The sequence below is a fragment of the Thalassobaculum fulvum genome (assembly GCF_014652915.1).
Taxonomy (GTDB): domain Bacteria; phylum Pseudomonadota; class Alphaproteobacteria; order Thalassobaculales; family Thalassobaculaceae; genus Thalassobaculum_A; species Thalassobaculum_A fulvum.
Genome location: NZ_BMZS01000007.1, coordinates 296,047 through 320,565, shown reverse-complemented (window position 1 = coordinate 320,565; position 24,519 = coordinate 296,047). Strand labels below are relative to the sequence as shown.

Annotated in this window: 23 protein-coding genes; 11 read left to right on the top strand and 12 right to left on the bottom strand. The window is 70.3% G+C overall.

What is annotated here, in order from left to right; genetic code table 11:
• Nucleotides 1-25: 25 nt before the first annotated feature.
• Nucleotides 26-955: an allantoinase PuuE gene (locus tag IE246_RS16425; protein ID WP_189991562.1), complete on the top strand. Its 930-nt coding sequence runs from the start codon at nt 26-28 to the stop codon at nt 953-955.
• Nucleotides 956-983: 28 nt separating this feature from the next.
• On the opposite strand, the gene IE246_RS16420 is transcribed toward IE246_RS16425, so the two are convergent.
• Nucleotides 984-1,601, bottom strand: coding sequence for a PAS domain-containing protein (locus IE246_RS16420; RefSeq protein ID WP_189991560.1), 618 nt, complete (start codon nt 1,599-1,601; stop codon nt 984-986).
• A gap of 162 nt (nt 1,602-1,763) precedes the next feature.
• Between IE246_RS16420 and IE246_RS16415 the strand changes: the two genes are divergently transcribed.
• From IE246_RS16415 to IE246_RS16370, 10 genes are all read left to right on the top strand, one after another.
• The gene (locus IE246_RS16415) at nt 1,764-2,399 is read left to right on the top strand and encodes a TetR family transcriptional regulator (RefSeq protein WP_189991558.1); all 636 of its coding nucleotides are present in this window, start codon (nt 1,764-1,766) and stop codon (nt 2,397-2,399) included.
• Complete coding sequence (locus IE246_RS28145) at nt 2,396-3,472, top strand: acyl-CoA dehydrogenase family protein (RefSeq protein ID WP_189991556.1); 1,077 nt, start codon at nt 2,396-2,398, stop codon at nt 3,470-3,472. Before IE246_RS16415 ends, IE246_RS28145 begins: the two co-directional genes overlap by 4 nt.
• A complete protein-coding gene (locus tag IE246_RS28140; RefSeq protein WP_189991554.1) occupies nt 3,469-4,059 on the top strand; it encodes an acyl-CoA dehydrogenase family protein in 591 nt (196 codons plus the stop codon). The genes IE246_RS28145 and IE246_RS28140 overlap by 4 nt, the downstream gene beginning before the upstream one ends.
• 52 nt (nt 4,060-4,111) lie before the next feature.
• Nucleotides 4,112-4,891, top strand: a complete 780-nt coding sequence (locus IE246_RS16400; protein ID WP_189991552.1) for a hypothetical protein — start codon at nt 4,112-4,114, stop codon at nt 4,889-4,891.
• Nucleotides 4,892-4,977: 86 nt separating this feature from the next.
• Nucleotides 4,978-6,186 carry a GNAT family N-acetyltransferase/peptidase C39 family protein gene (locus tag IE246_RS16395; RefSeq protein ID WP_189991550.1) on the top strand — a complete coding sequence of 403 codons (1,209 nt, stop codon included), beginning with the start codon at nt 4,978-4,980 and terminating at the stop codon, nt 6,184-6,186.
• Nucleotides 6,183-7,649: a RimK family ATP-grasp domain-containing protein gene (locus tag IE246_RS16390; RefSeq protein WP_189991548.1), complete on the top strand. Its 1,467-nt coding sequence runs from the start codon at nt 6,183-6,185 to the stop codon at nt 7,647-7,649. The genes IE246_RS16395 and IE246_RS16390 overlap by 4 nt, the downstream gene beginning before the upstream one ends.
• A gap of 73 nt (nt 7,650-7,722) precedes the next feature.
• On the top strand, nt 7,723-9,423 hold the full coding sequence (locus tag IE246_RS16385) for a peptide ABC transporter substrate-binding protein (protein WP_189991546.1): 1,701 nt from the start codon (nt 7,723-7,725) through the stop codon (nt 9,421-9,423).
• 171 nt (nt 9,424-9,594) lie between these two features.
• Entirely contained in the window at nt 9,595-10,563 is a 969-nt protein-coding gene (locus IE246_RS16380) for an ABC transporter permease (RefSeq protein WP_189991544.1), read from the top strand.
• Nucleotides 10,560-11,465 carry an ABC transporter permease gene (locus tag IE246_RS16375; protein ID WP_229837286.1) on the top strand — a complete coding sequence of 302 codons (906 nt, stop codon included), beginning with the start codon at nt 10,560-10,562 and terminating at the stop codon, nt 11,463-11,465. Before IE246_RS16380 ends, IE246_RS16375 begins: the two co-directional genes overlap by 4 nt.
• A 56-nt stretch (nt 11,466-11,521) precedes the next feature.
• Nucleotides 11,522-11,935 carry a hypothetical protein gene (locus tag IE246_RS16370; protein WP_189991542.1) on the top strand — a complete coding sequence of 138 codons (414 nt, stop codon included), beginning with the start codon at nt 11,522-11,524 and terminating at the stop codon, nt 11,933-11,935.
• A gap of 239 nt (nt 11,936-12,174) precedes the next feature.
• Here the strand turns inward: IE246_RS16370 and IE246_RS16365 are convergent, their stop codons facing one another.
• From IE246_RS16365 to IE246_RS16315, 11 genes are all read right to left on the bottom strand, one after another.
• Nucleotides 12,175-13,353, bottom strand: a complete 1,179-nt coding sequence (locus IE246_RS16365; RefSeq protein ID WP_189991540.1) for a M20 aminoacylase family protein — start codon at nt 13,351-13,353, stop codon at nt 12,175-12,177.
• Nucleotides 13,354-13,411: 58 nt separating this feature from the next.
• Nucleotides 13,412-14,233, bottom strand: a complete 822-nt coding sequence (locus tag IE246_RS16360) for a hypothetical protein (protein ID WP_189991538.1) — start codon at nt 14,231-14,233, stop codon at nt 13,412-13,414.
• A 162-nt stretch (nt 14,234-14,395) separates the two neighbouring features.
• A complete protein-coding gene (locus IE246_RS16355) occupies nt 14,396-15,586 on the bottom strand; it encodes a metal-dependent hydrolase family protein (protein WP_189991536.1) in 1,191 nt (396 codons plus the stop codon).
• Nucleotides 15,587-15,646: 60 nt separating this feature from the next.
• Nucleotides 15,647-16,561 carry a PfkB family carbohydrate kinase gene (locus tag IE246_RS16350; protein ID WP_189991534.1) on the bottom strand — a complete coding sequence of 305 codons (915 nt, stop codon included), beginning with the start codon at nt 16,559-16,561 and terminating at the stop codon, nt 15,647-15,649.
• Between the two features lie 6 nt (nt 16,562-16,567).
• The gene (locus IE246_RS16345; RefSeq protein ID WP_189991532.1) at nt 16,568-17,536 is read right to left on the bottom strand and encodes an ABC transporter permease; all 969 of its coding nucleotides are present in this window, start codon (nt 17,534-17,536) and stop codon (nt 16,568-16,570) included.
• Nucleotide 17,537: 1 nt separating this feature from the next.
• Nucleotides 17,538-18,530 carry an ABC transporter permease gene (locus IE246_RS16340; protein ID WP_189991530.1) on the bottom strand — a complete coding sequence of 331 codons (993 nt, stop codon included), beginning with the start codon at nt 18,528-18,530 and terminating at the stop codon, nt 17,538-17,540.
• A 70-nt stretch (nt 18,531-18,600) separates the two neighbouring features.
• Nucleotides 18,601-20,169, bottom strand: a complete 1,569-nt coding sequence (locus IE246_RS16335; RefSeq protein ID WP_189991528.1) for an ABC transporter substrate-binding protein — start codon at nt 20,167-20,169, stop codon at nt 18,601-18,603.
• 134 nt (nt 20,170-20,303) lie between these two features.
• On the bottom strand, nt 20,304-21,398 hold the full coding sequence (locus tag IE246_RS16330; protein WP_189991525.1) for an ABC transporter ATP-binding protein: 1,095 nt from the start codon (nt 21,396-21,398) through the stop codon (nt 20,304-20,306).
• The gene (locus IE246_RS16325) at nt 21,391-22,434 is read right to left on the bottom strand and encodes an ABC transporter ATP-binding protein (protein ID WP_229837277.1); all 1,044 of its coding nucleotides are present in this window, start codon (nt 22,432-22,434) and stop codon (nt 21,391-21,393) included. The genes IE246_RS16330 and IE246_RS16325 overlap by 8 nt, the downstream gene beginning before the upstream one ends.
• A gap of 5 nt (nt 22,435-22,439) precedes the next feature.
• Nucleotides 22,440-23,399, bottom strand: a complete 960-nt coding sequence (locus tag IE246_RS16320; protein ID WP_189991522.1) for an ABC transporter permease — start codon at nt 23,397-23,399, stop codon at nt 22,440-22,442.
• The gene (locus IE246_RS16315) at nt 23,392-24,435 is read right to left on the bottom strand and encodes an ABC transporter permease (RefSeq protein WP_189991520.1); all 1,044 of its coding nucleotides are present in this window, start codon (nt 24,433-24,435) and stop codon (nt 23,392-23,394) included. Before IE246_RS16315 ends, IE246_RS16320 begins: the two co-directional genes overlap by 8 nt.
• Nucleotides 24,436-24,519 lie beyond the last annotated feature (84 nt).

Below are 24,519 nucleotides of genomic sequence, written 5' to 3'. Positions count from 1 at the left end.
GGCCCGCGCGTGCTCCGATGCCGGCATGAGCGCACCCGACCCGAACCTGCCGCCCCATCTCGACCGCGACTTCGTCGGCTACGGCCGGACCCCGCCCAGAGCCGACTGGCCGGGCGGCGCCCGGGTCGCGGTCAACTTCGTGATCAACTACGAGGAGGGGTCCGAGTACTCGATCCCGGACGGCGACGGCTTCTCCGAGGCCAGCCTGACCGAGTCCCCTGACTCGCCGAACGGCCCCGGCTCGCGCGACCTCGCGGCCGAGAGCATGTACGAGTACGGGACCCGGGTCGGGTTCTGGCGGCTGCACCGGCTGTTCACCGAGCGCGGCCTGCCGGCGACCGTCAACGCCTGCGCCCTGGCTCTGGAGCGCAACGACGAGGCCGCCGCGGCGATCCGCGAGACCGACTGGGACATCTGCTGTCACGGCTGGCGCTGGGTCGAGCACTGGCGGCTGACCGAGGACCAGGAGCGCGAGCACATCCGCCGGGCCGTCGAGTCGCTGGAGCGCACCACCGGCGCCCGGCCGCCGGGCTGGTACTGCCGGCACGGACCGAGCGTGAACACGAGGCGATTGCTGGTCGAGCACGGCGGCTTCCTCTACGACAGCGACAGCTACGCCGACGAGTTGCCGTACTGGACCCGGGTCGGCGACACCCCGCACCTGGTGGTGCCGTACTCGCTCGCCACCAACGACTCCAAGTTCTCGCGCAACCACTTCCCGACCGCCGACGACTACGTGGCGCATGTGCGGGACGCCATCGACCTGCTGTGGGAGGAAGGGGCGGAGACCCCGCGGATGATGTCGTGCGGGCTGCACCTCCGCCTGATCGGCCACCCCTCGCGCGCCGCCGGCCTCGCCCGGCTGCTCGACTACTGCATGGCCAAGGAGGGCGTGTGGGTGGCGAAGCGTGCCGACATCGCCCGGCACTGGGCGGCCCGACATCCGGCGGCGTGAACCGCCCGACAGCGGGCCGGTGGCGACCTCAGAGTTCGGACTGACGCGGCGCGCGCTCCATCCCGACCAGCAGCCGCACGACCTCGCCGTCCCGCATCAGCGGCAACCCGATGCGCCACCAGGCCGAGAGAAAGAACTGCATCGCCGGCGTGTAGCGCAGCAGCAGCGGTTCGGGGCGCAGGATCTGCGCGCGATAGGTCACCGTCAGGAACGCCATGAACGGGATGGTCATCTGGCCGACCATCATGCCGGTCATGTCCGTGCCCAGCGTGGTGGCGATGTCGGAGCCGTGCAGCCGGAACCGAAAGTCCCGTCCGCCGTCGAGCACGTCGAGCAGCGATATCGCGCCCAGCGCCGGCCGCAGCATCAGGGGATCGACCGTGTCCGGACCCGGCGGACCGCCCGCCTCGGCGGCCGCGTCCCGCCACCATTCGGCAAGATGACGAAGGGCCACGGAATCCAGGTCCTGCGGGTCCGGGTTCCAGGCGATCAGCGGCGGCGGGCTGCCGAGCCGCGCCATCAACGCATCGCAGCAATCGGTTTCGCCGTCCGCCAGCCGCCTGGCCAGCGCCCAGGACTCGTCGGCGTCCACGGTCGCGACCGACCGCCGATACCGCACCTCGCGCGTGTCGCTTGCTGAGTCCATGGCCAACTCCGGCTCGGCCGCGGCAATTCATCCGCATCATACACGACATCACGGTCGATCCGGATCTACGTACTTCCCGATGCGCGCTCCGTGGGCCGCGCTCACCGATAGCGAAGCGGTGCCGGGACCGCCTTGACATGTCGCAAAAATGAATATGAATTCATGTTCACGCCAGTTGAACCGTCCTCCCGCTCCGAACGGCGGCGTCGCGACCTGTTGGCGGCGGCGCGACGCGTGGTCAGCGACGGCGGGTTCCGGGACCTGCAGATGCTGGCCGTGGCCGCCGCCGCCGGTACCGCCGTCGGCACCATCTACCGCTACTACCCGACCAAGGCCGAGCTGTGCGCCGCCCTGGTCGCCGAAGTGTCGGCACGCGAGCTGGAGGTCATCCGCTCGATCTGCGAGGCCGACGGTGCCCCGGGGCAGCGCCTGCGCGACGCGGTGTCCGCGTTCGCCCGCCGCGCCCTGCACAACCGCCGGCTGGCCTACGCCATGATCGCCGAGCCGGTGGAGGCGGCGGTCGACGACGCGAGACTGGAATGGCGGCGCCGGATCGGCGAGGCGCTGGCCGGCCTGATCGCCGACGGCGTCGCCCGGGGCGCGTTCCGGCCGGTCGATCCGAAACTGGCCGCCGCCTGCGTGGTCGGCGCCTTCATGGAGGCGCTGGTCGGCCCGCTGACTCCGGCCACCCTGCTCGACGACGACGACAAGCTGGCGGCCGACATCGCCGGGCTCTGCCTGGCGATCGTCGACGCGCCCGATCCCACGGAGGAAGCCCCCACGGAGGTAGATCGATGACTGCAGCAGAGGCAACCTACGCGACCCACGACGTCTACAACCAGTCGGGCGACCTCGGCGACGTCGACCTGTTCGGCGGCGACGCGGTGCTTCGGGACGCGGTCGCCGCCTTCGACGCCGGCTGGGCGACCGACCGCCTGCATGCGGCCGGACGGGTGACCGGCTCGGCCGAGACCCGCCTGCTGGCCCGCCAGGCCAACCGGGTCCTGCCGGAGCTGCGTACCCACGACCGGTTCGGCAACCGGGTCGACCAGATCGAGTTCCATCCGGCTTGGCACGAGCTTATGGCGCGCTGCTTCGGCAGCGGCAGCCACTCCCTGTCCTGGGTCGACAGGCGGCCCGGCTCGCAGGTCGCCCGGGCCGCGCTGTCCTACCTGTGGAACCAGGCGGAGAACGGCATCTGCTGCCCGATGGGCATGACCTTCTCGTCGGTCGCCGCCCTGCGCCACGCCCCCGACCTGACGGCGCACTGGGAGCCGATGATCCTGCGCGACGACTACGACCCGCGGCCGCTGCCGGCCGAGCGGAAGCGGGCGGTCACCGTCGGCATGGCGATGACCGAGAAACAGGGCGGCTCGGACCTCAGGCGCACCCAGACCACGGCCCGGCCGGCCGGCAACGATCGCGGCCCCGGCTCGACCTGGCTGCTGACCGGCCACAAGTGGTTCTTCTCGGTGCCGCAGTCCGACGTGTTCCTGACCCTGGCGCAGACCGAGAAGGGCGTGACCTGCTTCCTGGCGCGCGGCTGGCTGCCCGACGGCAGCCGCAACCGCCTGAAGATCCAGCGCTTGAAGGACAAGTGCGGCAACAAGTCGAACGCCTCCTCCGAGGTCGAGTTCTACGACATGGAGGCGCAGCTGGTCGGCGAGGAGGGCCACGGCATCCGCGCCTCGATCGAGATGGCGCACCTGACTCGGCTCGACTTCGCGGTCGGCTCGGCCGGGCTGATGCGCCAGGCGGTCACCCAGGCGATCCACCACACCAGCAACCGCTCCGCCTTCCAGAAGCGGCTGGTCGACCTGCCGATCATGGGCCGGTCGTCGCCGACCTGGCGCTGGAGGTCGAGGGCATGACCTGGATGGGGCTGCGCCTCGCCGCCACCCTCGACCGCGAGGCGACCGACGAGGGCGAGCGGCTGCTCGGCCGGATCGCCACGCCGATGGCCAAGTACTGGGCCTGCAAGCGCGCCCCGGCGGTCGTCACCGAAGCGCTCGAGTGCCACGGCGGCAACGGCTTCATCGAGGACCACCTGATGGCCCGGCTGTACCGCGAGGCGCCGCTGAACGGCATCTGGGAAGGTACCGGCAGCGTCATCTGCCTCGACGTGGTGCGGGCGATCCGCCGCGAGCCGGCGACCGTCGACGCGTTCCTGGACGTGCTGCGCGCCGACCGCGGCGCCGACCCGCTGCTCGACCGCGAGGCCGACGCGCTGGCCGAGCTGCTGCCGCGGCTCGCCGCCGACGAGACGCCCGCCCGCCACGTGGTGGAGCGCATGGCCCACGCCTTCCAGGCCGCATTGATGATCGCCCAAGCTCCCGCGGAAGTCGCGGCGGCGTTCTGCGCCACCCGGCTCGGCGAGGGCTGGCGCGGCCATTTCGGCGGCGGTGCGGCGGACCTGCCGGTGCACGCCATCGTCGACCGGGCGCGGCTGGCGGGGTAGGACGCCGCCTCAGCAATCGCGACACCACGGATACGACGGCTACACTCGCCCCATGATCCGCGAAGCCCTGGAGTGGCTGGTCACCCCGAGCCTGCCGTTCGCCCGGCGGTCCGGGCACCTGTCCGAGTTCGTGGCGATCGCCGCCCGTCGGCGTCGGCACCGCGCGGCCTGGGCGTCGCACGAGGCCCGCAGCCGGGCGGCGGTGCTGCGCGCCGCCGCCGCGGCCGACCCGGACGGCACCGCCGTGATCCTGGGGGCCGGCCACCTGTACGACGTGCCGCTGGAAGAGCTGGCGACGCGGTTCCGCCGGGTCCGGCTGGTCGACCTGGCGTTCTCCACCGCGACCCGGCGGGCGGCCCGGCGGCTCGGCAACGTGACCTGCCTGCGCCGCGACGTGACGGAGTCGCTGCCGTCGCTGGCGCCGGTCGCCGAGCCGCGCTTCCTGCTGGGCGAGCCCGGCACCCGGTTCGTGGCGTCGGTCAACCTGCTCTCGCAGCTGGCCGTGGTGGCGACCCGCGACCTGGACGACGCCACGGCCGACCGGATCGGCCGGGCACTGGTGCAGGCGCATCTCGACTGGCTGCGACGGCTCCCCTGCCCGGCCGCGCTGATCTGCGACCGCGCGATCGAGATCGCCGGCCCGGACGGCTCGGTGATCGCAACCCTGGATCCGCTGAAGGGCGCCGCCGCACCGGAACACGACGAGACCTGGATCTGGGAACTGGCGCCGCGCGGCGAGATCGACCGCGACCACGCCGTCCGGCACGTCGTCGGCGCGACCGACGACGTCCGGCGCCCTCAGAGAGAAACCGACGCCCAGTCATGCGCTTGACGCATTTGACTTGCACCGCGGATCATCGATTTAGGAGCGGGCGGAGCAACGTGGTCCGCCTCTCCGACGCGAAAGGCGTCCCGACGATGTCCGCTAACGCCCTGCAGACCCCGACCACCCCGGCACCGACGCCGCGCCACCGCGCGCCGTTCGCGATACGGGCCGGCCGTCTGGCCGACATCCCCGCCCTGGTCCGGCTCGAAGAGACCTGCTTCGAGACCGACCGGCTGTCGCGCCGCAGCTTCCACCACATGCTCACCAAGGCTAAGGCGTCGCTGTTCGTCGCCCAGGCCGAGGGCACGGACGGCGAGCTCCTGGGTTACGGCATCGTGCTGTTCCATCTCGGCACTGCGCTGGCCCGGCTGTACTCCCTGGCGGTCCACCCCGAAGCCCGCGGCCGCGGCATCGGCGTCCGCCTGCTCGACTACGCCGAGGCCGAGACCCGGGCGCATGACTGCGTGGCGCTGCGGCTCGAGGTGCGGACCGACAACGCCGCCGCCATCGCGCTGTACGAGAGCCGGGGCTATCGCCGGCTGGCGCCGCTGCCGCACTACTACGAGGACGAGAGCGACGGCTGGCGCTACGAGAAGCGCATGAAGTTCAGCCCGGCGCCGAGCGTGCCGCAGGTCCCCTACTACCACCAGACCACCGACTTCACCTGTGGCCCGGCCTGCCTGATGATGGCGATGTCGGCGCTCGACCCGGCGCGGCCGATCGACCCGGACGACGAGATCCGGATCTGGCGCGAGGCGACCACCATCTTCATGACCTCGGGGCACGGCGGCTGCGGGCCGTTCGGCCTGTCGCTGGCCGCCCATCGCCGCGGCTTCCAGGTCCGCACCATCGTCACCCGCAGCGGGCCGCTGTTCCTGGAGAGCGTGCGCAGCGTCGAAAAGAAGCGGATCATGGAGCGGGCCCAGGCCTCGGTCCGGGCCGACTTCCGGGCCGCCGGCCTGAAGGCGGAGATCGCCCCGATCACCGCCGACACCCTCAAGCAGGCGCTCGACGACGGCTGGATCCCGATCCTGCTTATCAGCTCCTACCGATTCAACGCCGAGAAGGTTCCCCATTGGATCGTCGTGACCGGCGTCGACGATCGCTTCCTGCTGGTGCACGACCCCGACATGGACGACGACCTGCTGAAGACCGACGTGGACTGCGTCCACGTGCCCGTTCCCCGTTCCGCCTTCGACAGCATGGCACGCTACGGCCGCTCCCGCCTGCAGGCGGCGGTCCTGCTGCGCGGCAAGGCGACCGTCCGCAAGAAGACCGCCGGCAAGGAGCACGATGCATGAGCGCGCTCGTCGTCCTGGTCGACCGGATGGAGGACCTGCCGATTCCGCCCGAGGGGCTGCGGGTGATGCGGACCCGCGACTACCTCACCCAGCCCTCCGGCTTCGGCGACGAGACGGTCCGTATCGTCAACCTGTCGCGCGACCTGGTCTATCTCGGCCAGGGCTACTACGCGTCGCTGCTGGCCGAGGCGCGCGGCCACCGCGTCATCCCGTCAGCCGCCGCCATCCTGTCGCTGAAGGAGCGCAGCCGGGCCTGGACCGGGATGCGGGCGGTCGAGCGGGTGCTGCTGCGCACGCTCGCCCGGATCAAGGAAACGCCCGAGGCCTCGTTCTCGATCGACGTCTATTTCGGCCGCACCGCCGATCCGCGCTACGAGCGGGTGGCGCGCGAGGCGTTCGACCGGTTCCGGGCGCCGATCCTGCGGGTGCAGATCCGCCGCGACCCGGAATGGGGCTTCTACGTCAAGGCGATCCGGCCGCGCACCATCGACGAGCTGCACGCCGCCGAGCAGCCGGTGTTCGCCGCCGCGCTGGAGGCCTACACCCGGCGGGCCTGGCGCGCGCCGAAGGGCCCGAAGCGGGTACGCTACACCCTGGCGGTGCTGCACGACCCGAAGGAGGCGATGCCGCCGTCCGACCCGAAGGCGCTGGCCACCCTGGAGCGGGTCGGTGCCCAGATGGGCGTGTCGGTCGAGCTGATCCAGCCGAAGGACTACTCCCGGCTGGCCGAGTTCGACGCCCTGTTCATCCGCATGACGACGGCACTGGACAACCCGACCTACCGGTTCGCCCGCAAGGCCGAGGACGAGGGCATGCCGGTGATCGACGACCCGACCTCGATCCTGCGCTGCACCAACAAGGTGTTCTTGGCCGAGACCCTGGCGGCCAAGAAGATCCCGGCGCCGAAGACCCTGGTGCTCGATTCCCGCAGCGTGAAGCGGGCCACCGACGAGCTGTCGTTCCCGATCGTGCTGAAGATCCCGGACGGCTCGTTCTCGCGCGGCGTGATGAAGGCCGACAACCTGGACATGCTCAAGCGCATGTCGCGCGAGCTGCTGGACGACAGCGACCTGATCCTGGCCCAGGAGTTCATGCCGACCGAGTTCGACTGGCGGGTCGGCGTGCTCGACGGCAAGCCGCTGTTCGTCTCACAGTACACGATGGCCCCGAAGCACTGGCAGATCTACAACCACACCGCCACCGGCCCGGCCAAGTCGGGCGGCTTCCGCACCATGGCCGTGGAGGACACCCCGAAGCAGGTGCTGGACACCGCCGTGGCGGCCGCCCGGCTGATGGGAACCGGGCTGTACGGCGTCGACCTCAAGCAGAACAGCCGCGGCGTGTTCGTGGTCGAGGTCAACGACAACCCGAACATCGACGCCGGCGTCGAGGACAAGGTCCTCAAGGACGCCCTGTACCGCAAGCTGCTGGAGTCCTTCGTGCGCCGGATCGAGGCCGGCTGAACGGCGAGATGAACGCACGGTAATTTGACGGACGGTCGGCGGCGCCTATCCTCGCTGCCAGGAGGACCCGCCGATGATCCGTCGCCGCTCGCTGCTCGCCATGCTCGCCGCTTCGACGACCGTCTCCGCGGGCGCCGGCGGGCTGTCGTCGCCGGTCCGGGCGGCGCCGCGCGACACCCTGACCATCGGGTTGACGCAGTACCCCGGCACCCTGAACCCGATGATCGATTCGATGCTGGCGAAGTCCTATGTACTCGGCGCCAGCCAGCGGCAGCTGACCATCGAGGGCCACGACTGGGAACCGGTGCCCCAGCTGGTCGTCAAGCTGCCGAGCCTGGAGGACGGCGACGCCGAGCGGTTCCCCTCGAAGACCGAGGCCGGCGAGCCGGTCGACGGCGTGCGCAAGACCTACGCGCTGCGCGACGACGCGTACTGGGGCGACGGCACCCCGGTCACCACCGCCGACGTGCTGTTCGGCTGGGAGGTCGGCCGCCACCCGGATACCGGGGTCGCCAATTTCCGCGCCTACCGCGACGTGCTCGACATCGTGGTCCATGACGACAAGCGCTTCACCGTGGTGGAACGCAAGCTCGACTACCGCTACCGCTCGATGGGCGATTTCCAGGTGCTGCCGGTGCATCTAGAGCGCCCGGCCTTCGCGGAGCCGCGCGAGTACCGCAACCGCACCCTGTACCAGACCGACCCGGCCAATCCCGGGCTGTGGAACGGCCCGTACCGGGTGGCGCGGGTCGAGACCGGCGCCCGCATCGTGCTGGCCCGCAACGAGCACTGGAAGGGCACCCGGCCGGCCTTCGACCGGGTCGAGGTCCGGGCCATCGAGAACACCTCGGCCCTGGAAGCCAACCTGCTGTCCGGCTCGATCGACATGATCGCCGGCGAACTCGGCCTGGCGGTCGACCAGGCGATCGCCTTCGAGAAGCGGCACGGCGACCGATTCGCCGTGCTGTACCAGCCGGGATTGGTCTACGAGCACCTGGACGTGATGCTGGACAATCCGGTCCTGGCCGACCGCCGGGTCCGGCAGGCGCTGATCCTGGCGGTCGACCGGCAGGCGATCAGCGACCGGCTGTTCGCCGGCAAGCAGCCGGTGGCCGACGGATTCGTGCACCCGCTCGACCGGGTGCACGCATCCGACAGCGTGCCGACCTACGGCTTCGACCCGTCGCGCGCCGCCGCCCTGCTGGAGGAGGCCGGCTGGCCCCCCGGCCCCCAGGGCGTCCGCATGAACGGCAAGGGCGAGAGGCTCTCGGTCGAGCTGATGACCACCGCCGGCAACCGCACCCGCGAGCTGGTCGAGCAGGTGCTGGCCGACTACTGGAAGCGTGTCGGCGTCGAGACCCGGATACGCAACGAGCCGGCCCGGGTGTTCTTCGGCGAGACCGTGCAGAAGCGCAGGTTCACCGGCCTCGCCATGTTCGCCTGGCTGTCGGCGCCGGAGAGCCTGCCGCGCACCACCCTGCACTCGGAATCGATCCCGACCGAAGCCAACAACTGGGCCGGCCAGAACGCCACCGGCTTCCGCAACGCCGAGATGGACCGCCTGATCGACGCCGCCGAGATCGAGCTCGACCCGGACCGGCGCAAGGCGCTGTGGGCCGAGATGCAGCGGATCTACGCGACCGAGCTGCCGGCTATCCCGCTGTATTTCCGGGCCGAGCCCTACATCCTGCCGAACTGGCTGACCGGCGTCCGCCCGACCGGTCACAAGTACACGACCACCAACTGGATCGAGGACTGGAGGGTGGCGGAGTGACGGCGGCCGTCGCCCGTCGCTTCGTGGGTCCCGGCTCTTCGCCCGGATCAAGCCCGGGCTTCGGCCGGGATGAGGGGTGTTTTGGGCGATCTCCATTTGTCCTCATCCCGGATTGGCGCGCTGAAAGCGTGACGGAGCCGGGACCCAGAGTTCGAAGGGCCGGCTGAAGCCATGCTGCGCTACCTCGCCGGGCGGATCGTGCAGGCCCTGGTGGTCCTGCTGCTGCTGTCGGCCGCGACCTACGTCCTGCTCGGGCTGATGCCGGGCGACCCGATCGACCTGATGGTCGGCGCCGACCCGCGGATCACCTCGCAGGACATCGCCCGGCTGAAGGCGCTGCAGGGCCTCGACCGGCCGTTGTGGGAGCGCTACCTGCACTGGCTGGGGGCCGCGCTGCACGGCGACCTCGGCTATTCGCGGCTGTACACCCAGCCGGTGCTGGACATCGTCGCCGACCGCATGCCGCGGACCCTGGTGCTGATCGGCCTGGCGCTGGCGGTGGCGCTCGCCGTCGCCCTGCCGGCGGCCACGGTGGCGGCCCGCAACCCCGGCGGGATCGTCGACCGCGGGGTCAACCTGCTGTGCTTCGCCGGCATCTCGGTACCGCCGTTCTGGCTGGCGCTGATCCTGATCATCGTGTTCGCCGTGGTCCTGGGCTGGCTGCCGGCCGGCGGAACGGTCGGTGCCGAGGGAGGCGGCCTGCTCGACCGCGCCGCCCATCTGGTGCTGCCGGTCGCCACCCTGGCCGCCGCCAGCGTCGCCGCCTACACGAGGCACCTGCGCGCCGCCCTGATCGAGGCGCTCGGCGAGGACTACGTCCGCACCGCCCGCGCCAAGGGCCTCAGCGAGCGCGTGGTGACCATGCGACACGCCCTGCGCAACGCCCTCCTGCCGGTGGTCACCCTGCTCGGCCTCGACCTCGGCAGCCTGGTGTCCGGCGCGCTGGTGACCGAGACCATGTTCGCCCAGCCGGGCATGGGCAAGACGATCTACGACGCGGTCATGGGCAACGACTACAACCTGGCCCTGGTCGGCCTGCTGGTGGCAGCGGCGGCGACCCTGCTCGGCAACCTGGCGGCCGACCTCGCCTACGCCCGGCTCGACCCGCGCATCGTCTACCGCGCGGAGCCCGGGGCGTGAGCGCCATCGTCCGACGCCTCGGTCCCGGCGCCAGCCTGGCGGCCGCGATCCTGGTCGCGCTGGCCCTGGCCGCGGCGGCGGCGCCGCTGGTCGAGCGCGCCCTCGGCCTGGACGCCGAGGCGGTCGACCTGTTCGGCCGGCTGGCGCCGCCCTCGGCCGCGCACCCGCTGGGCACCGACGAACTCGGGCGCGACCTGCTGCTGCGGCTGCTGTACGGCGGCCGGGTGTCGCTGACCGTCGGCGTGGTGGCGGCGGTCGCGGCGGCGGCGATCGGCACCGCGATCGGCCTCGCCGCCGGCTATCTCGGGGGCCGCACCGACGCCGTGCTGATGCGGTTCGCCGACGGGGTGATCGCCCTGCCGCTGCTGCCGCTGCTGATCGTGCTGGCGGCGGTCGACCTGACCAAGCTCGGCCTGTCGCCCGAGGCCGCGGCGTCGGAAACCGTGCTGCTCGGCCGGCTGGTGGTGCTGGTGGCGCTGGTCGGCTGGCCGACCACGGCGCGGCTGGTGCGCGCCGCCGCCCTCAGCCTGCGCCGACGCGAATTCGTCGAGGCCGCCCGCGCCCTCGGCTTCTCGCCGCTGCGCGTCGCCGTCCGCCACGTGCTGCCGAACGCGGCGGCACCGATCCTGGTGGCGACCACGCTGGCGGTCGGGAACGTGGTGCTGTTCGAGAGCGTGCTGAGTTTCCTCGGCCTCGGCATCCGGCCGCCGACCCCGTCCTGGGGCAACATGCTGACCGGCGCCCAGGAGCTGATCTGGGAGAGTCCGCGGCTGGCGGTCTGGCCGGGCGTGCTGATCTTCGCGACCGTGGTCAGCGTCAACCTGCTGGGAGACGCCCTGCGCGACGCCCTCGACCCGCGCTCGCGGCGCCGCGCGGCCGGTGGCGCCCGGGGCGGCGAATAGGCGCGCTGCGGTCACCCACGATTGCGGGCGCTGCCCGAAACCGCCAAAGTCGGGCCATGACCGCAGCCCGCTCCATCCTGCTCGCCGTCCTGGCGCTCGGCCTGCTCGCCGGCTGCGACGATCCTCCTCAGCAGCCCCGGGGACAGGAGAACCTGCGCGAGGTGAAGCCACCCTCCGGCCCCGAGTTCACCGGTGACGTCTGCGTGGTGGTGCGCAACCGCGCGCCGTTCACCATCACCGGTCGCGTTCTTATGAAGACGCGCGAACGCGCCACCTTCCGGCTGGCCCGCAACGAGACCCGCCGGCTCTGCCTGTCGGGAACGACCTACGGCAACTACACGGTGTCTTTCGTGCTCACCAACTTCGTCACCATCCCGCTGTTCAGCTGCTACACCACGACCGAGCAGGCGATCGAGGTGTTCGCCTACCAGCGCGGCGACAGCTGGCTGTACAACGCGACCTGCCGGTAGCGGGCGGCGCCCGTCGCGCCGTGGGTTCCGGCTCGGCCACGCCCACGCGCGGCCGTCCGGAATGACGAAATCGGGGGATGCGTCGGCCCGCGCGACCTCTCTATCGTCATTCCGGACCGGGCCGCCCTCGGCGGAAGCGGGGATGCGGCGGCCGGTTCCCCCTCCCCCCGTCGTCATTCCGGACCGGGCCGCCCTCGGCGGACCGGCGCCGGAACCCACCAAGCGACGGGCGCTCCCCGTTATCCTTCCGCCCGCGGCAGCTCGGCCTCGACCAGCTTCGACCAGTAGCTGGCGCCGAGCGGCAGCACCTCGTCGTTGAAGTCGTAGCCCGGGTTGTGCAGCATCGCACCGGCCTCGGCCTCGCCGGCGCCGAGCCAGATGTAGCTGCCGGGTCGGGCCCGCAGCATGTAGGCGAAGTCCTCGCCGCCCATGCTCGGGGTCGGGTTGCGGTCCACCTTGTCGGCCCCGACCAGCTCGGCCGCCACCCGGGCCGCGATCTCGGTCTCGGCCTCGTGGTTGACGGTCGCCGGGTAGCCGCGCCGGAAGTCGACGTCGCCGCGGCCGCCATGAGCGGCGGTCACGCCGTCGACGATCTGCCGCATGCGCCGCTCGGCGATGTCGGTGACCTCGTCGCGGTAGGTGCGCACGGTGCCGCACAGCTTCACCAGCGGCGGGATGACGTTGTAGGCGTCGCCGCCGTGGATCTGGGTGACCGACACCACGACAGAGTCGAGCGGGTGGGTGCTGCGGCTGGCGATCGACTGCAGGGCGCCGACCAGCTCGGAAGCGACGACGATCGGGTCGACGGTCTGGTACGGCATGGCGGCGTGGCCGCCGCGGCCGTGAACGACGATGTCGAACTCGCTGGTGCCGGCCATCATCGGCCCGGCCTTCACCGCGAACTCGCCGACCGGCATGCCCGGCATGTTGTGCATGCCCCACACGGTCTCGACCGGGAACAGCTCGAACAGGCCTTCCTTGACCATGCGGTCGCCGCCGGCCCCGCCCTCCTCGGCCGGCTGGAAGATGAAGTACACGGTGCCGTCGAAGTTGCGGGTCTCGGCCAGGTACCGTGCCGCCCCCAGCAGCATGGTGGTGTGGCCGTCATGGCCACAGGCGTGCATGCGCCCGGGGTTCAGCGACGCATGCTCGGCACCGGTCGCCTCGGTGATCGGCAGCGCATCCATGTCGGCCCGCAGCCCGATCGCCTTGCCGTTGTCCGAACGCCCGACCAGCTTGCCGACCACGCCGGTGACGGCCAGGCCGCGGTGCACCTCGATGCCGAACGACTCCAGCTGCTTCGCCACGAAGTCGCTGGTCCACTCCTCCTCGTAGGACAGCTCCGGGTGCTGGTGCAGCTCGCGCCGCCACGCGGTCATGTCGGCGTGGAAATCGGCGATACGGTTGATGATCGGCATGATCGGGTTCCTGGTTGTGGACGCGGCGTCCGGGCGAGAGGGTATTCGACCGAACGGCTCAGCTCGGGCAAGGGAGAATCTGCTCGGGACCGACCGGAAACGCGGATTTGAAACGCTTGGACAGGTCCCGCATGATCGATCGGTTGCCTCGAATGACCTTGACCCGGTCGTCGATCTGCCCGCGGGTCTCGCCGGTGCATTGCGTGCGACGGCCCATGAGCTCGCGAAAGACCCATGGCTGACAGGCGGTTAGCGCCGACGGCTGCCGGGTCACCGAACCCTCGGTGACACCGAGCTTCCCGAAATCCTCGCCGGGTGCGGCAGGCGCCGTCGTGAGCCGGGCGAACGAGGCCTCCAGGACCTTGGGATCGGCAGACGGCGCCAGCGCGATCTCCATCGACACATGCCCGGCGTAGACCGTGGCCCCCGGGCGCACGTCGATGACGGCGGACGCGTCGAGCGGACGGCCCGCCTGATCGAAGCAGACCAGGCCCTGGCCGCCGGTCTGCGCCACGTCGACCGCCTTTACGAAGGCGTAGCGGCCGGCGTCGACGCGGCGCGCGACATAGCCGGTCTTCTCGATCGCCGGCAGCTCGATGTAGCTCGGGCCGGCCTTGCCCGCGAGCATGCTTCGCTGCTCCGGCGAGAGCGTCCCGGAGGCGCCCAGCTCCGCTAGATGGATGCTTGGCAGGGACGCGACCTTCCGGCTCTCCCAGTCCGCCATTCCGGCCGGAGGGATCAGCTTCACGCTGTAGCTGTAGACGATCTCGGTCTCGGGCCCGCCGAACGGCGGCCCGTCGTTGAAGGTCGAGCGCGGCGACGAGCGCCCGGCGCACGCCGCCAGTACGACACACAGCAGCACACCCAGAGCGGGCGCCATCCACCTACGCGACATCGTTGCCCCCAGTTCGTCCCCGCCGTCCGTCTGAAACGCGGCGCTGCCGCGGCGCAAACGTCCGAAGCGCTGCCCGACACCCTATAGGGTTCAGGACGTGTCCGAAAAGGACCGTTCACCGAAAGCGGGTCCGAAGTCGCCGCGCCACTACCGGGCCTTCGCCACCACGCCGTTCTTCACCACCATGCGGTGGTTGGCGACCAGCGCCGCCATGGCGATGTCGTCGACCGGGTTGCCGTCGACGATCAGCAGGTCGGCGGCCTTGCCGTCGGCGATCGTGCCGCGGTCGGTCACGCCCATCAGGTCGGTGCCGTTGCGGGTCGAGAAAACCAGCGCGTCGGCCGGCGAGATGCCGGCCTCGGTGACCATGTACTGCAGCTCCAGCGCATTCACGCCGTGCCGGTTGTACGGGGTGCCGGCGTCGGTCCCCATCGCGATCTTGCCGCCGGCCTTGTAGAACTTGCGGATCGAGTTGACGTGGTCGACCACGACGCGCTCGCACTTCTCGACCGCGTAGGCCGGCACGCCCTGGTCCTTGTGGGCCAGGATGTTCTTCACCGCCGCCAGGGTCGGCACCAGGTAGGTGCCGCGCTTGGTCATCTCCTCGACGCACTCGTCGGTCATGAAGATGCCGTGCTCGATCGAGTCGATCCCGCCGCGCACCGCGTTCAGGATGCCTTCCGAGCCCTGGGCGTGGCTGGCGCAGCTCTTGTGGAAGCGATGGCCCTCGTGGATCCCGGCCGCCATCTCCTCGGCGGTGTAGTGGGCATCCTCCGGGTTGACGCCCGGGGTCATCACGCCGCCGGTCGCCATGATCTTGATGACGTCGGAGCCGGCGTGCACCTGCTCGCGCACCGCCTTGACCACCTCGTCGACGCCGTCGGCGATCCGGCCCAGCCGGTTGCCGTGACCGCCGGTCATGCAGATCATCCGGCCGGCGGCGCGGATCGTCGGGCCGAGCTGCTGGCCGGTGTTGCAGGCGTCGCGGACCGCGAACTCCAGGTAGTCCTTGCCGCCGCAGTCGCGCACCGAGGTGACGCCGCCGCGCAGGGTGGTCTGGGCGTTGGCCAGCGCCTTCATGACGATCTGGCTGTCGCGCAGCACCACCATGGCGGCGTGCGGGTTGGCCTCGCCGCCCATGCACAGGTGGACGTGGCAGTCGACCAGACCCGGCAGCAGGGTGCCGCCCGAAGTGTCGACCCGCTCGCCGGCGAACCCGTCGAACTCGCCGAGCGGGGCGAGCTTCGCGATCGTCGCCCCCTCGACCAGCACGCCGTGATCCTCCAGCAGCCGGCCGGTTCCGTCGAATACCAGGCCGCCCGCGTAAAGCGTCGCCATCGGTCTGCTCCTGTGCTGATTGGGGGCCGGTCGCCGGCCGCAACGAAAGGTCGGTGATGGTTAGTCCAGCCGGCCGGCCGGGGCAAGGTCGGCGAGCCGGGCGTCGATAACCGCGGCGTCCGGCAGGCTGCTCATCGCGCCCTCGGCGGTGCAGGCGAGGCCGGCGGCGACGCTGGCGCGGCGCATCGCCTCGGGCAGAGCGCCACCGCCGTCGAGGGTCGCCGCCAGCACCCCGACGAAGGCGTCGCCGGCGCCGACGGTGTCGACCGCCGCGACCGGCAGTACCCCGACCGACCAGGCGGTGCCGTCGGCCTCGGCCGCCACCGCCCCGTCGCCGCCGAGGGTGACGATGCAGGTGAGCCGGTGCCGGGCCGCCAGGTTGCGTGCCAGGCCGAGCGGGGTGCCGGCCTCGCCCTCCAGGGTCCGGGCCTCCGGCTCGTTGACCACCAGCACGTCCACGTCGGCCAGCGCCGACGGCGGGATCGGCCGGGCCGGTGCCAGATTCAGCACGGTCCGCGCGCCGGCCGCCCTGGCCCGCCGCAGGGCCGCGGCAGTCTGCTCGACCGGGATCTCCATCTGGCACACCAGGGTGGTGCCCGGGCCGAGCCCGGCGTCCGCCAGCAGGTCAGCCGCGACCGCGCCGTTGGCGCCGCTGGCCACCACGATCTGGTTCTCGCCGCCGGCCTCGACCATCACCGCCGCGGTGCCGGTGGCGCCGGGGACCCGCCGCACGCCCGAGACGTCGCAGCCGGTGTCGGCCAACGCCGTCAGCATGTCGCTGCCGGAACTGTCCTCGCCGACGCAGCCGAAGAATGCCGCAACCGCCCCGGCGCGGGCCGCGGCCGCTGCCTGGTTGGCGCCTTTGCCGCCCGGCCGCACGGTCACGGTCGGGGTCAGCACGGTCTCGCCGCGCCCCGGCAGCCGGTCGACGGCGAAGAACAGGTCGGCGTTGATCGAGCCGAGGACGACGATCACGGCCCGCTACCGCAGCTTCGGATTCAGCGCGTCGCGCAGCCAGTCGCCGAGCAGGTTGACGCTGAGAGCGAGCCCGACCAGCGCCAGGCACGGGAAGAAGGTGATCCACCACTCGCCGGAGAACAGGAAGTTGTTGCCGATGCGGATCAGGGTCCCCAGCGACGGCGTGGTCGGCGGCATCCCAACCCCCAGGAAAGACAGGGTCGCCTCGCTGATGATCGCCAGCGCGAGCCCGATGGTGGCGATCACCAGCACCGGCCCCATCACGTTCGGCAGGATGTGCCGCAACATGATCAGGAACGGGTGAATGCCGATCACCCGGGCGGCCTGGACGTACTCCTTGTTGCGCTCCACGAGCGTGGCGCCGCGGGTCACGCGGGCGTATTTCGGCCAGTCGGAGATGCCGATGGCGACCACCAGGACCATGATCGCCAGCTTCTCGTCCATCTCGCCGCCGACCTGGACCCGCACGACCCCGTCGATCATCAGGGCGATCAGGATGCCGGGCACGGTGAGCTGGATGTCGGCGGTTCGCATGATCAGCGTCTCCACGAAACCGCCGACATAGCCCGACAGGATGCCGAGCGAGATGCCGAGCACCGCCGAGAACAGCACCGCGGCGAAGCCGACCAGCAGGGAGATCCGGGCGCCGTACACCAGCGTGGAGAGGATGTCGCGGCCCTGGTCGTCGGTACCGAGCAGGTAGCGCGCCATGCCGTCCTCGGTCCAGGCCGGCGGCGTGAAGGCGTCGGCGTAGACCAGGCTGGCGGGGTCGAACGGATTCTGCGGCGTGACCAGCGGCGCGAACAGCGCGGCCAGCAGGTAGGCCAGGGTCACGACCGCCGCGGTCACCGTCACCGGCGAGCGCGTGAAGCTCCACCAGAGATCGGAGTCGAGCAGCCGGCCGAGCGCCGAGGACGGCGCCTTCGGGCGGTCGGATGCGGCGGCGCGCCGCGGTTCGACGTCGACGGCCATGTCAGCTCAACCGCCCGGCGGCGGTCCCCCTGTCGACCTTCAGGCGCGGATCGATCGCGTAGTACAGCAGGTCGACCAGCAGGTTGATGGACACGAAGACGAACGCGACCATGGTCAGGTAGGCGGCCATGATCGGCACGTCGGCAAACTGCACGGCCTTGATGAACAGCAGGCCCATGCCGGGCCAGTTGAACACCGTCTCGGTGATGATCGAGAACGCGATCAGCGAGCCGATGTTGAGGCCGACGATGGTGATCACCGGCACCAGCGTGTTCTTCAGGGCGTGGCCGAAGTTGATCGCCCGGTTGCTGAGCCCGCGGGCGCGCGCGAACTTGATGTAGTCGGTGCGCATCACCTCCAGCATCTCCGAGCGCACCAGCCGCATGATCAGGGTCAGCTGGAACAGGCTGAGGGTGATCGACGGCAGAATCAGCGCCTGCCAGCCGGAGAAGGTCAGGAATCCGGTGCTCCACCAGCCGATCTGCACGACCTCGCCGCGTCCGAACGACGGCAGTACCAGCATCTGCACCGAGAACAGGTAGATCAGCAGGATTCCGATCACGAAGGTCGGCAGCGACACCCCGATCAGCGACACCGTCAGCAACGCGCGGCTGACCCAGGAATCGCGGTGGATGCCGCAGTACACGCCGAGCGGGATGCCGGTGATCAGGGCCAGCACCGCCGAGACCAGCACCAGCTCGAGCGTCGCCGGCATGCGCTCGGCGATCAGGTCCTCGACCGGCCGCTGCAGCCGATAGGAGATCCCGAACTCGCCCTGCAGCGCGTCGACGACGAAGCGGCCGAACTGCACGGGAAACGGATCGTTGAGGCCGAGCCGCTCGCGCAGTTCCCGGCGGTCCTCCTGGGTGGCCTCCTGGCCGACCATGTTGTTCACGGGGTCGCCCGCGAAGCGGAACAGCGAAAACGACACGAACGCCACGACCAGCATGACGAGCGCGGCCTGCAGGAGCCGGCGGATCACGTAGGAAACCAAAGGCGGGTCCCTCGATCGAAGCGGTCGGCCGGCCCGATGGAACCGGGCCGGCCGCCGGGTCAGGTCACGGTCACTTCCACTGCGCGGTGCGGAACTGCGGCGAATCGTTGGGCACGATCGGCAGCGTCAGCCCGTCCTTCATGCCCCAGGCGATCACCTGGTGGTGCAGCGGCAGGTAGACGTTGGACGCCTTCAGGATGTCCCAGGCCTCCTTGATCATCGCGTCCCGCTTGGCGGAGTCCGTCTCGGTCTCCATCAGCGTGGTCAATTCGTCCAGGCGGGCATCCGCGAAGCCGGTGAAGTTCCAGCTCCCCTTGGAGGCCGCGAGGTAGGAGAACACGTAGTGGGAGTCGAGCGTCGGCACGCCCCAGCCGAGCATGTAGAAGTCCGATTCCTTGTTCTGCAGGCTCTTGAAGTGGATGCTCTTCGAGCGCGCGTTCAGCGACACCTCGATGCCGATCTTGGCGAGCATGCCGACGGTCGCCTGGCAGATCGCCTCGTCGTTGTTGTAGCGGTCGTTCGGGCAGTCCAGCTGGACCTTGAAGCCGTTCGGATAGCCGGCCTCGGCCAGCAGCTTCTTCGCCGCGTCGACGTCGTAGCCGAGCCGCTCGTCCAGCGCCTCGGTGTAGCCGTGCACGCCGGGCGAGGTGATGATGCCGGCCGGGAAACTCATGCCGCGCATCGTCTTCTTGCGGATCGTGTCGATGTCGATCGCGCGGTACATGGCCTCGCGGACCTTCGGGTTCTTGAACGGGTTGCCGCCGGCGACCTCGGTGTGCCGCAGCTTGTCGACGCCGGTGTCGACCCCGAAGAAGATCGTGCGGATCTGGTTGACCTGCTCGACCTTGAGGCCGGGCGTGGCCTTGATCCGGGCCAGGTCCTGCAGCGGCGGGTCGAGCACGAAGTCGAGTTCGCCCGACAGCAGCGCCGCCACCCGGGTCGCGGGGTTGGCGATCGGCCGGTAGACGATCTCGCTCACGTTGGTCTTCGGGTCGGAGACTCCCCAGCCCCACCAGGCCTCGTTGACGGTCATCCGGGTCTCGATGTCCGGGTCGCGCTTGGCGAGGATGAACGGGCCGGTGCCGTTGGCATTGCGGACCGCGTGGGTCTCCTCCTTCTCCTTGTAGTTCTGCGGCGCCTGGACGCCGTGCTGCTCGGACCACTCCTTGTCCATGATCCGGATCGAGCTGATCTGGTCCGGCAGGATCGGGTTCGGACCCTTCGTGGTGATCCGCACCGTGTAGTCGTCGACCTTGTCGACGGTCTCGATCGAGTTGACGTAGTTCTTGAAGTCCGAGGTCTCCGACAGCGCCCGCTGGAACGAGAACACCACGTCGTCGGCGTTGAACGGCTGGCCCTCGTGGAACTTGACGCCCTCCCGCAGCTTGAACTCCCAGACCGACGGCTCGACCGGCTTCCACGACACCGCCAGCCCCGGGATCTTCGCGAGCTTCGAATCCCGCAGGATCAGGCTGTCGTAGACCTGCGAGTTCATGGTGCTGGTCGGACCCTCGTTCTGGGCGTGCGGGTCCATCGTCAGCGCGTCGCCCTGGCTGGCCCAGTTCAGCGTCTTCGCGCTGGCTCCCCCGGCGAACGCGACGGCCGTCGCGAGCCCGAGCGCATATGCCACGTGTCTCATACGGTCAGTCCCCTGTTGTCCTGAGCTTTTGGGGCGCGGCCAAATGACGCGCCCGTGGGGAAGTCTAGTGAAGGCCGGCGACCGCCGCCACCCGGTCCCGTCGATCGGTCGCGACGACGTGACCGACGCCGCGGTCAGCCGTCGTGGACGCTGCCGCCGAGACCCTCCGGAACCGCCGGCGCGGCCAGCACCGGCTCCTCCGGCACCCGCCCCTCCTCGACGCCGTGGCACGCCACGGTCGCGTTGCCCGGCATTGCCAGCGCCCGCGGACTCTCGACGCGGCAGCGCTCGTTGGCGAACGGACAGCGCGGATGGAAGCTGCAGCCGGTCGGCGGGTTGATCGGGTTCGGCACCTCGCCGCCGACCGGCGTGCGCTCGCGCCCGGTCATGTCGAGGTCGGGAATGGTGTCCAGCAGCAGCCGCGTGTACGGGTGCCGCGGCGTCGTGAACAGCGTCCTGGACGGCGCCTGCTCCACCATCTTGCCGAGGTACATCACCCCGACCCGGTTGGAGATGTGATACACGACCGCCAGGTTGTGGCTGATGAACAGGTAGGTCAGCCCGAGGTCGCGCTGCAGGTCGCGCATCAGGTTGAGGATCTGCGCCTGCACCGACACGTCGAGCGCCGAAGTCGGCTCGTCGCACACCAGGAACTCGGGATTGGAGGCGAGCGCCCGGGCGATCGAGATGCGCTGGCGCTGGCCGCCCGAGAACTCGTGCGGGAACTTCTCGCCGTCGCGCGGGTTCAGCCGCACCTGCTCCAGCAACTCGCCGACCCGGCGCTCGACCGCCGCCTTGTCGGACGCCAGGCCGAACGCCCGGATCGGCTCGGCGACGATGTCCCGCACCCGCCAGCGCGGGTTCAGGCTGGCATACGGGTCCTGGAAGATCATCTGCAGCCGGCGGCGCACCGGTGCCATCTGCTTGCGGCTCAGGCCGGCGATGTTGCGGCCCTCGAGCTCGATGGAGCCGGCGGTCGGGCCGTGCAGCCCGACGATCAGCCGGGCGACCGTCGACTTGCCGCATCCGGACTCGCCGACCAGCCCGAAGGTCTCGCCGCGGGCGATCTCCAGGTCGATCCCGTCGACCGCCTTCAGGATCTGCCGCGGCTGGCGCTCCAGCACCCGGTTCAGCCAGGGTGCCGAGACGTCGAAGTAGCGCTTCAGCCCGGCGACCTTCAGCACCGTGCCGCTGGCCGCCGGATCGTGGATCTTCGCCGCCTCAGCCATCGGCCCGCTCCATCGCCGTGCCCGACCGGCTGGCGACGATCGCCTTGGCCTCGGCGGTCGTGCGGCCGGCGGCTGTGTCGTACAGCCAGCACGACACCTGCCCGTCGTCGACCGCAATCAGCTCCGGCCGGTCCCGGCGGCAGCGGTCGAAGGCGTGCAGGCAGCGCGGGTTGAACGCGCAGCCCGGGGGAATGTCGGTCAGCCGCGGCATCGAGCCCGGGATCTGCTCCAGCCGGTCGGCATCGTGGCCGATCGCCGGGATCGAGCCCATCAGCCCGTGGGTGTAGGGGTGCTTGGCGTTCTTGATGACCTCGCGCACCGGCCCGATCTCGGCGATCCGGCCGGCATACATCACCGCCACCCGGTCGGCGGTCTCGGCGATCACGCCCATGTCGTGGGTCACCAGCATCACCGCCGTGCCGTGCTCGCGGCACAGCCGCTTCAGCAGCGCGATGATCTGCGCCTGGATCGACACGTCGAGCGCGGTCGTCGGCTCGTCGGCGATGATCAGCCGCGGGTTCACGCACAGCGCCAGCGCGATCACCACCCGCTGCCGCATGCCGCCGGAGAACTGGTGCGGGTACTGGTCGACCCGCCGCTCCGGCGCCGGGATGCCGACCTCGGCCAGCAGCTCGACGGCCCGCGCCCGCGCCTGGGTCGGGGTCATGTCGGTGTGGGTCATGATGGTCTCGGTCAGCTGCCGGCCGATCGAGTACAGCGGGTTCAGGCTGGTCAGCGGGTCCTGGAAGATGGCGCCGATCTCCTTGCCGCGGATCCGCCGCATCTTCTCGTAGGGCAGGTTGTCGATCCGCCGGCCCTCGAGCAGGACCTCGCCGGATGCGATCCGCCCCGGCGGCTCCAGCAGACCGATCACGGCAGCACCGGTCATCGACTTGCCGGCACCCGACTCGCCGACCACGCCCAGCACCTCGCCCTCGGCGATGTCGAAGGAGATGTCGTCGACCGCGGTCAGCGTGCCGCGGCGGGTCGGGAACTCGACGACGAGGTTTCGGACCTGCAGCAGAGGATTCGCCATGGCCATCACCGGAGCTTCGGGTTGAGGGCGTCGCGCAGCCAGTCCCCGAGAAGGTTGACCGCCAGGACCAGGATGGCGAGGGCCGCGCCCGGGAAGATCGTGATCCACCATTCGCCGGAGAACAGGTAGTCGTTACCGACCCGGATCAGCGTGCCGAGCGACGGTTCGGTCGGCGGCACCCCGACCCCCAGGAACGACAGGGTGGCCTCGGCGATGACGGCGAGCGCGAGCTGGATGGTGGCGATCACCAGCACCGGCCCCATCACGTTGGGCAGGATGTGCCGCAGCATGATCTTGGCCGGGTGGATGCCGATCACATGGGCCGCCTGCACGTACTCCTTGCCGCGTTCCACCAGGGTCGAGCCCCGCACAGTGCGGGCGTACTGCACCCAGTTCGACAGGCCGATCGACAGCACCAGCACCACATAGGCGAGCGTCACCTGGTCGACCTGCCACTCCGGATGGGTCTTGAAGTAGCCGATCACCACGCCGTTGATCAGCAGCGCCACCAGGATCGCCGGGAACGACAGCTGGATCTCGGCCATCCGCATGATGAAGGCGTCGACGGCGCCGCCGACGAAGCCGGACAGCAGCCCGAGCGCGATGCCGAGCACCATCGACAGCAGCACGCTGGCGAAGCCGATCAGCAGCGACACCCGGCTGCCGTAGATGATCGCCGACAGCATGTCGCGGCCCTGGTCGTCGGTGCCGAGCAGGAAGCGCGGATCGCCGTCCGCCATCCAGGCCGGCGGGATCAGGCTGTCCAGCAGGTCCAGCTTGGCCAGGTCGAACGGATCGTGCGGCGCGACCCAGGGCCCGAAGGCCGCCGCCAGGAAGTACAGCAGGGTCACCGCCGCGGCACCGACCGTCACCGGCGAGCGCTTGAAGCTGGCCCAGACGTCACCGTCGAGGAACCGCCGCAACGGGTCGAGCAGGCCCGGCGCCGAGGTGTGTGCGTCAGCCATGGCCGGTCGCCTTCCCGGTGTCCACGCGCAGCCGCGGATCAACCACGTAGTACAGCATGTCGACGATCAGGTTGATGACCACGAAGAAGAAGGCGATCAGCATCAGGTAGGCCGCCATGATCGGGATGTCGACGTTCTGGACCGCCTGCAGGAACATCTGCCCCATGCCCGGCCACTGGAACACCGTCTCGGTGATGATCGCGAAGGCGATGATCGAGCCGATCTGCAGCCCGGTGATGGTGATCACCGGCACCAGCGTGTTCTTCAGCGCATGGCCGAAGTTGATCGCCCGGTTGGCGAGGCCGCGGGCGCGCGCGAACTTGATGTAGTCGGTGCGCAGCACCTCCAGCATCTCCGAGCGCACCAGCCGCATGATCAGGGTCAGCTGGAACAGCCCCAGCGTGATCGACGGCATGATCAGCGCCTTCAGCCCGTCGGCGGTCAGCAGGCCGGTGCGCCAGCCCCCCAGGTCGACCACCGTGCCGCGGCCGAACGACGGCAGCTGCAGGACCGACGGGTCGATCGCGAACAGACCGAACACCGAGATCGCCGGCGCGTTCGCCAAGGTCACCGAGAACAGGAAGATCAGCAGGATGCCGATCAGAAACGTCGGCAGCGAAATGCCGATCAGCGAGACCGTGAGGAACACCTTGGCCAGGAAGCCGTCGCGGTTCAGCCCGGTGTAGACCCCCATCGGGATCCCGACCAGCAGCGAGAACAGCGCCGACACCGCCGACAGCTCGAGCGTCGCCGGCAGCCGCTCCAGCAGCATGTCGGCGACCGGCCGCTTGTGCTGGTAGGAGATGCCGAAATCGCCGGACACGGCGTTGACGATGAAGTGCCAGAACTGCACGACGATCGGGTCGTTCAGGCCGAGCCGCTCGCGCAGGGCGGCGCGCTCGGCGAGGCTGGTCTCGATGCCGACCATCTGGTTCACCGGGTCGCCGATGAACTGGAACATCGCGAACGACACCAGCGCGACGACGAACATCACGAACAGCGACTGGATGAACCGTCTGATGATGAAAGCGACCATGGGGTCGAAATATCCTGAAACTCGACGAGTCGAAATGACGACCGGCCGGCGGGGACTCCGCCGGCCGGCCCCAGTGCGTCAGGC

Excerpts from the sequence above, each read along its gene's own strand:
- IE246_RS16425 (WP_189991562.1), top strand. The coding sequence starts at position 26 with ATGAGCGCACCCGACCCGAACCTGCCGCCCCATCTCGACCGCGACTTC.
- IE246_RS16420 (WP_189991560.1), bottom strand. The coding sequence starts at position 1,601 with ATGGACTCAGCAAGCGACACGCGCGAGGTGCGGTATCGGCGGTCGGTC.
- IE246_RS16415 (WP_189991558.1), top strand. The coding sequence starts at position 1,764 with ATGTTCACGCCAGTTGAACCGTCCTCCCGCTCCGAACGGCGGCGTCGC.
- IE246_RS28145 (WP_189991556.1), top strand. The coding sequence starts at position 2,396 with ATGACTGCAGCAGAGGCAACCTACGCGACCCACGACGTCTACAACCAG.
- IE246_RS28140 (WP_189991554.1), top strand. The coding sequence starts at position 3,469 with ATGACCTGGATGGGGCTGCGCCTCGCCGCCACCCTCGACCGCGAGGCG.
- IE246_RS16400 (WP_189991552.1), top strand. The coding sequence starts at position 4,112 with ATGATCCGCGAAGCCCTGGAGTGGCTGGTCACCCCGAGCCTGCCGTTC.
- IE246_RS16395 (WP_189991550.1), top strand. The coding sequence starts at position 4,978 with ATGTCCGCTAACGCCCTGCAGACCCCGACCACCCCGGCACCGACGCCG.
- IE246_RS16390 (WP_189991548.1), top strand. The coding sequence starts at position 6,183 with ATGAGCGCGCTCGTCGTCCTGGTCGACCGGATGGAGGACCTGCCGATT.
- IE246_RS16385 (WP_189991546.1), top strand. The coding sequence starts at position 7,723 with ATGATCCGTCGCCGCTCGCTGCTCGCCATGCTCGCCGCTTCGACGACC.
- IE246_RS16380 (WP_189991544.1), top strand. The coding sequence starts at position 9,595 with ATGCTGCGCTACCTCGCCGGGCGGATCGTGCAGGCCCTGGTGGTCCTG.
- IE246_RS16370 (WP_189991542.1), top strand. The coding sequence starts at position 11,522 with ATGACCGCAGCCCGCTCCATCCTGCTCGCCGTCCTGGCGCTCGGCCTG.
- IE246_RS16365 (WP_189991540.1), bottom strand. The coding sequence starts at position 13,353 with ATGCCGATCATCAACCGTATCGCCGATTTCCACGCCGACATGACCGCG.
- IE246_RS16360 (WP_189991538.1), bottom strand. The coding sequence starts at position 14,233 with ATGGCGCCCGCTCTGGGTGTGCTGCTGTGTGTCGTACTGGCGGCGTGC.
- IE246_RS16355 (WP_189991536.1), bottom strand. The coding sequence starts at position 15,586 with ATGGCGACGCTTTACGCGGGCGGCCTGGTATTCGACGGAACCGGCCGG.
- IE246_RS16345 (WP_189991532.1), bottom strand. The coding sequence starts at position 17,536 with ATGGCCGTCGACGTCGAACCGCGGCGCGCCGCCGCATCCGACCGCCCG.
- IE246_RS16335 (WP_189991528.1), bottom strand. The coding sequence starts at position 20,169 with ATGAGACACGTGGCATATGCGCTCGGGCTCGCGACGGCCGTCGCGTTC.
- IE246_RS16330 (WP_189991525.1), bottom strand. The coding sequence starts at position 21,398 with ATGGCTGAGGCGGCGAAGATCCACGATCCGGCGGCCAGCGGCACGGTG.
- IE246_RS16325 (WP_229837277.1), bottom strand. The coding sequence starts at position 22,434 with ATGGCGAATCCTCTGCTGCAGGTCCGAAACCTCGTCGTCGAGTTCCCG.
- IE246_RS16320 (WP_189991522.1), bottom strand. The coding sequence starts at position 23,399 with ATGGCTGACGCACACACCTCGGCGCCGGGCCTGCTCGACCCGTTGCGG.
- IE246_RS16315 (WP_189991520.1), bottom strand. The coding sequence starts at position 24,435 with ATGGTCGCTTTCATCATCAGACGGTTCATCCAGTCGCTGTTCGTGATG.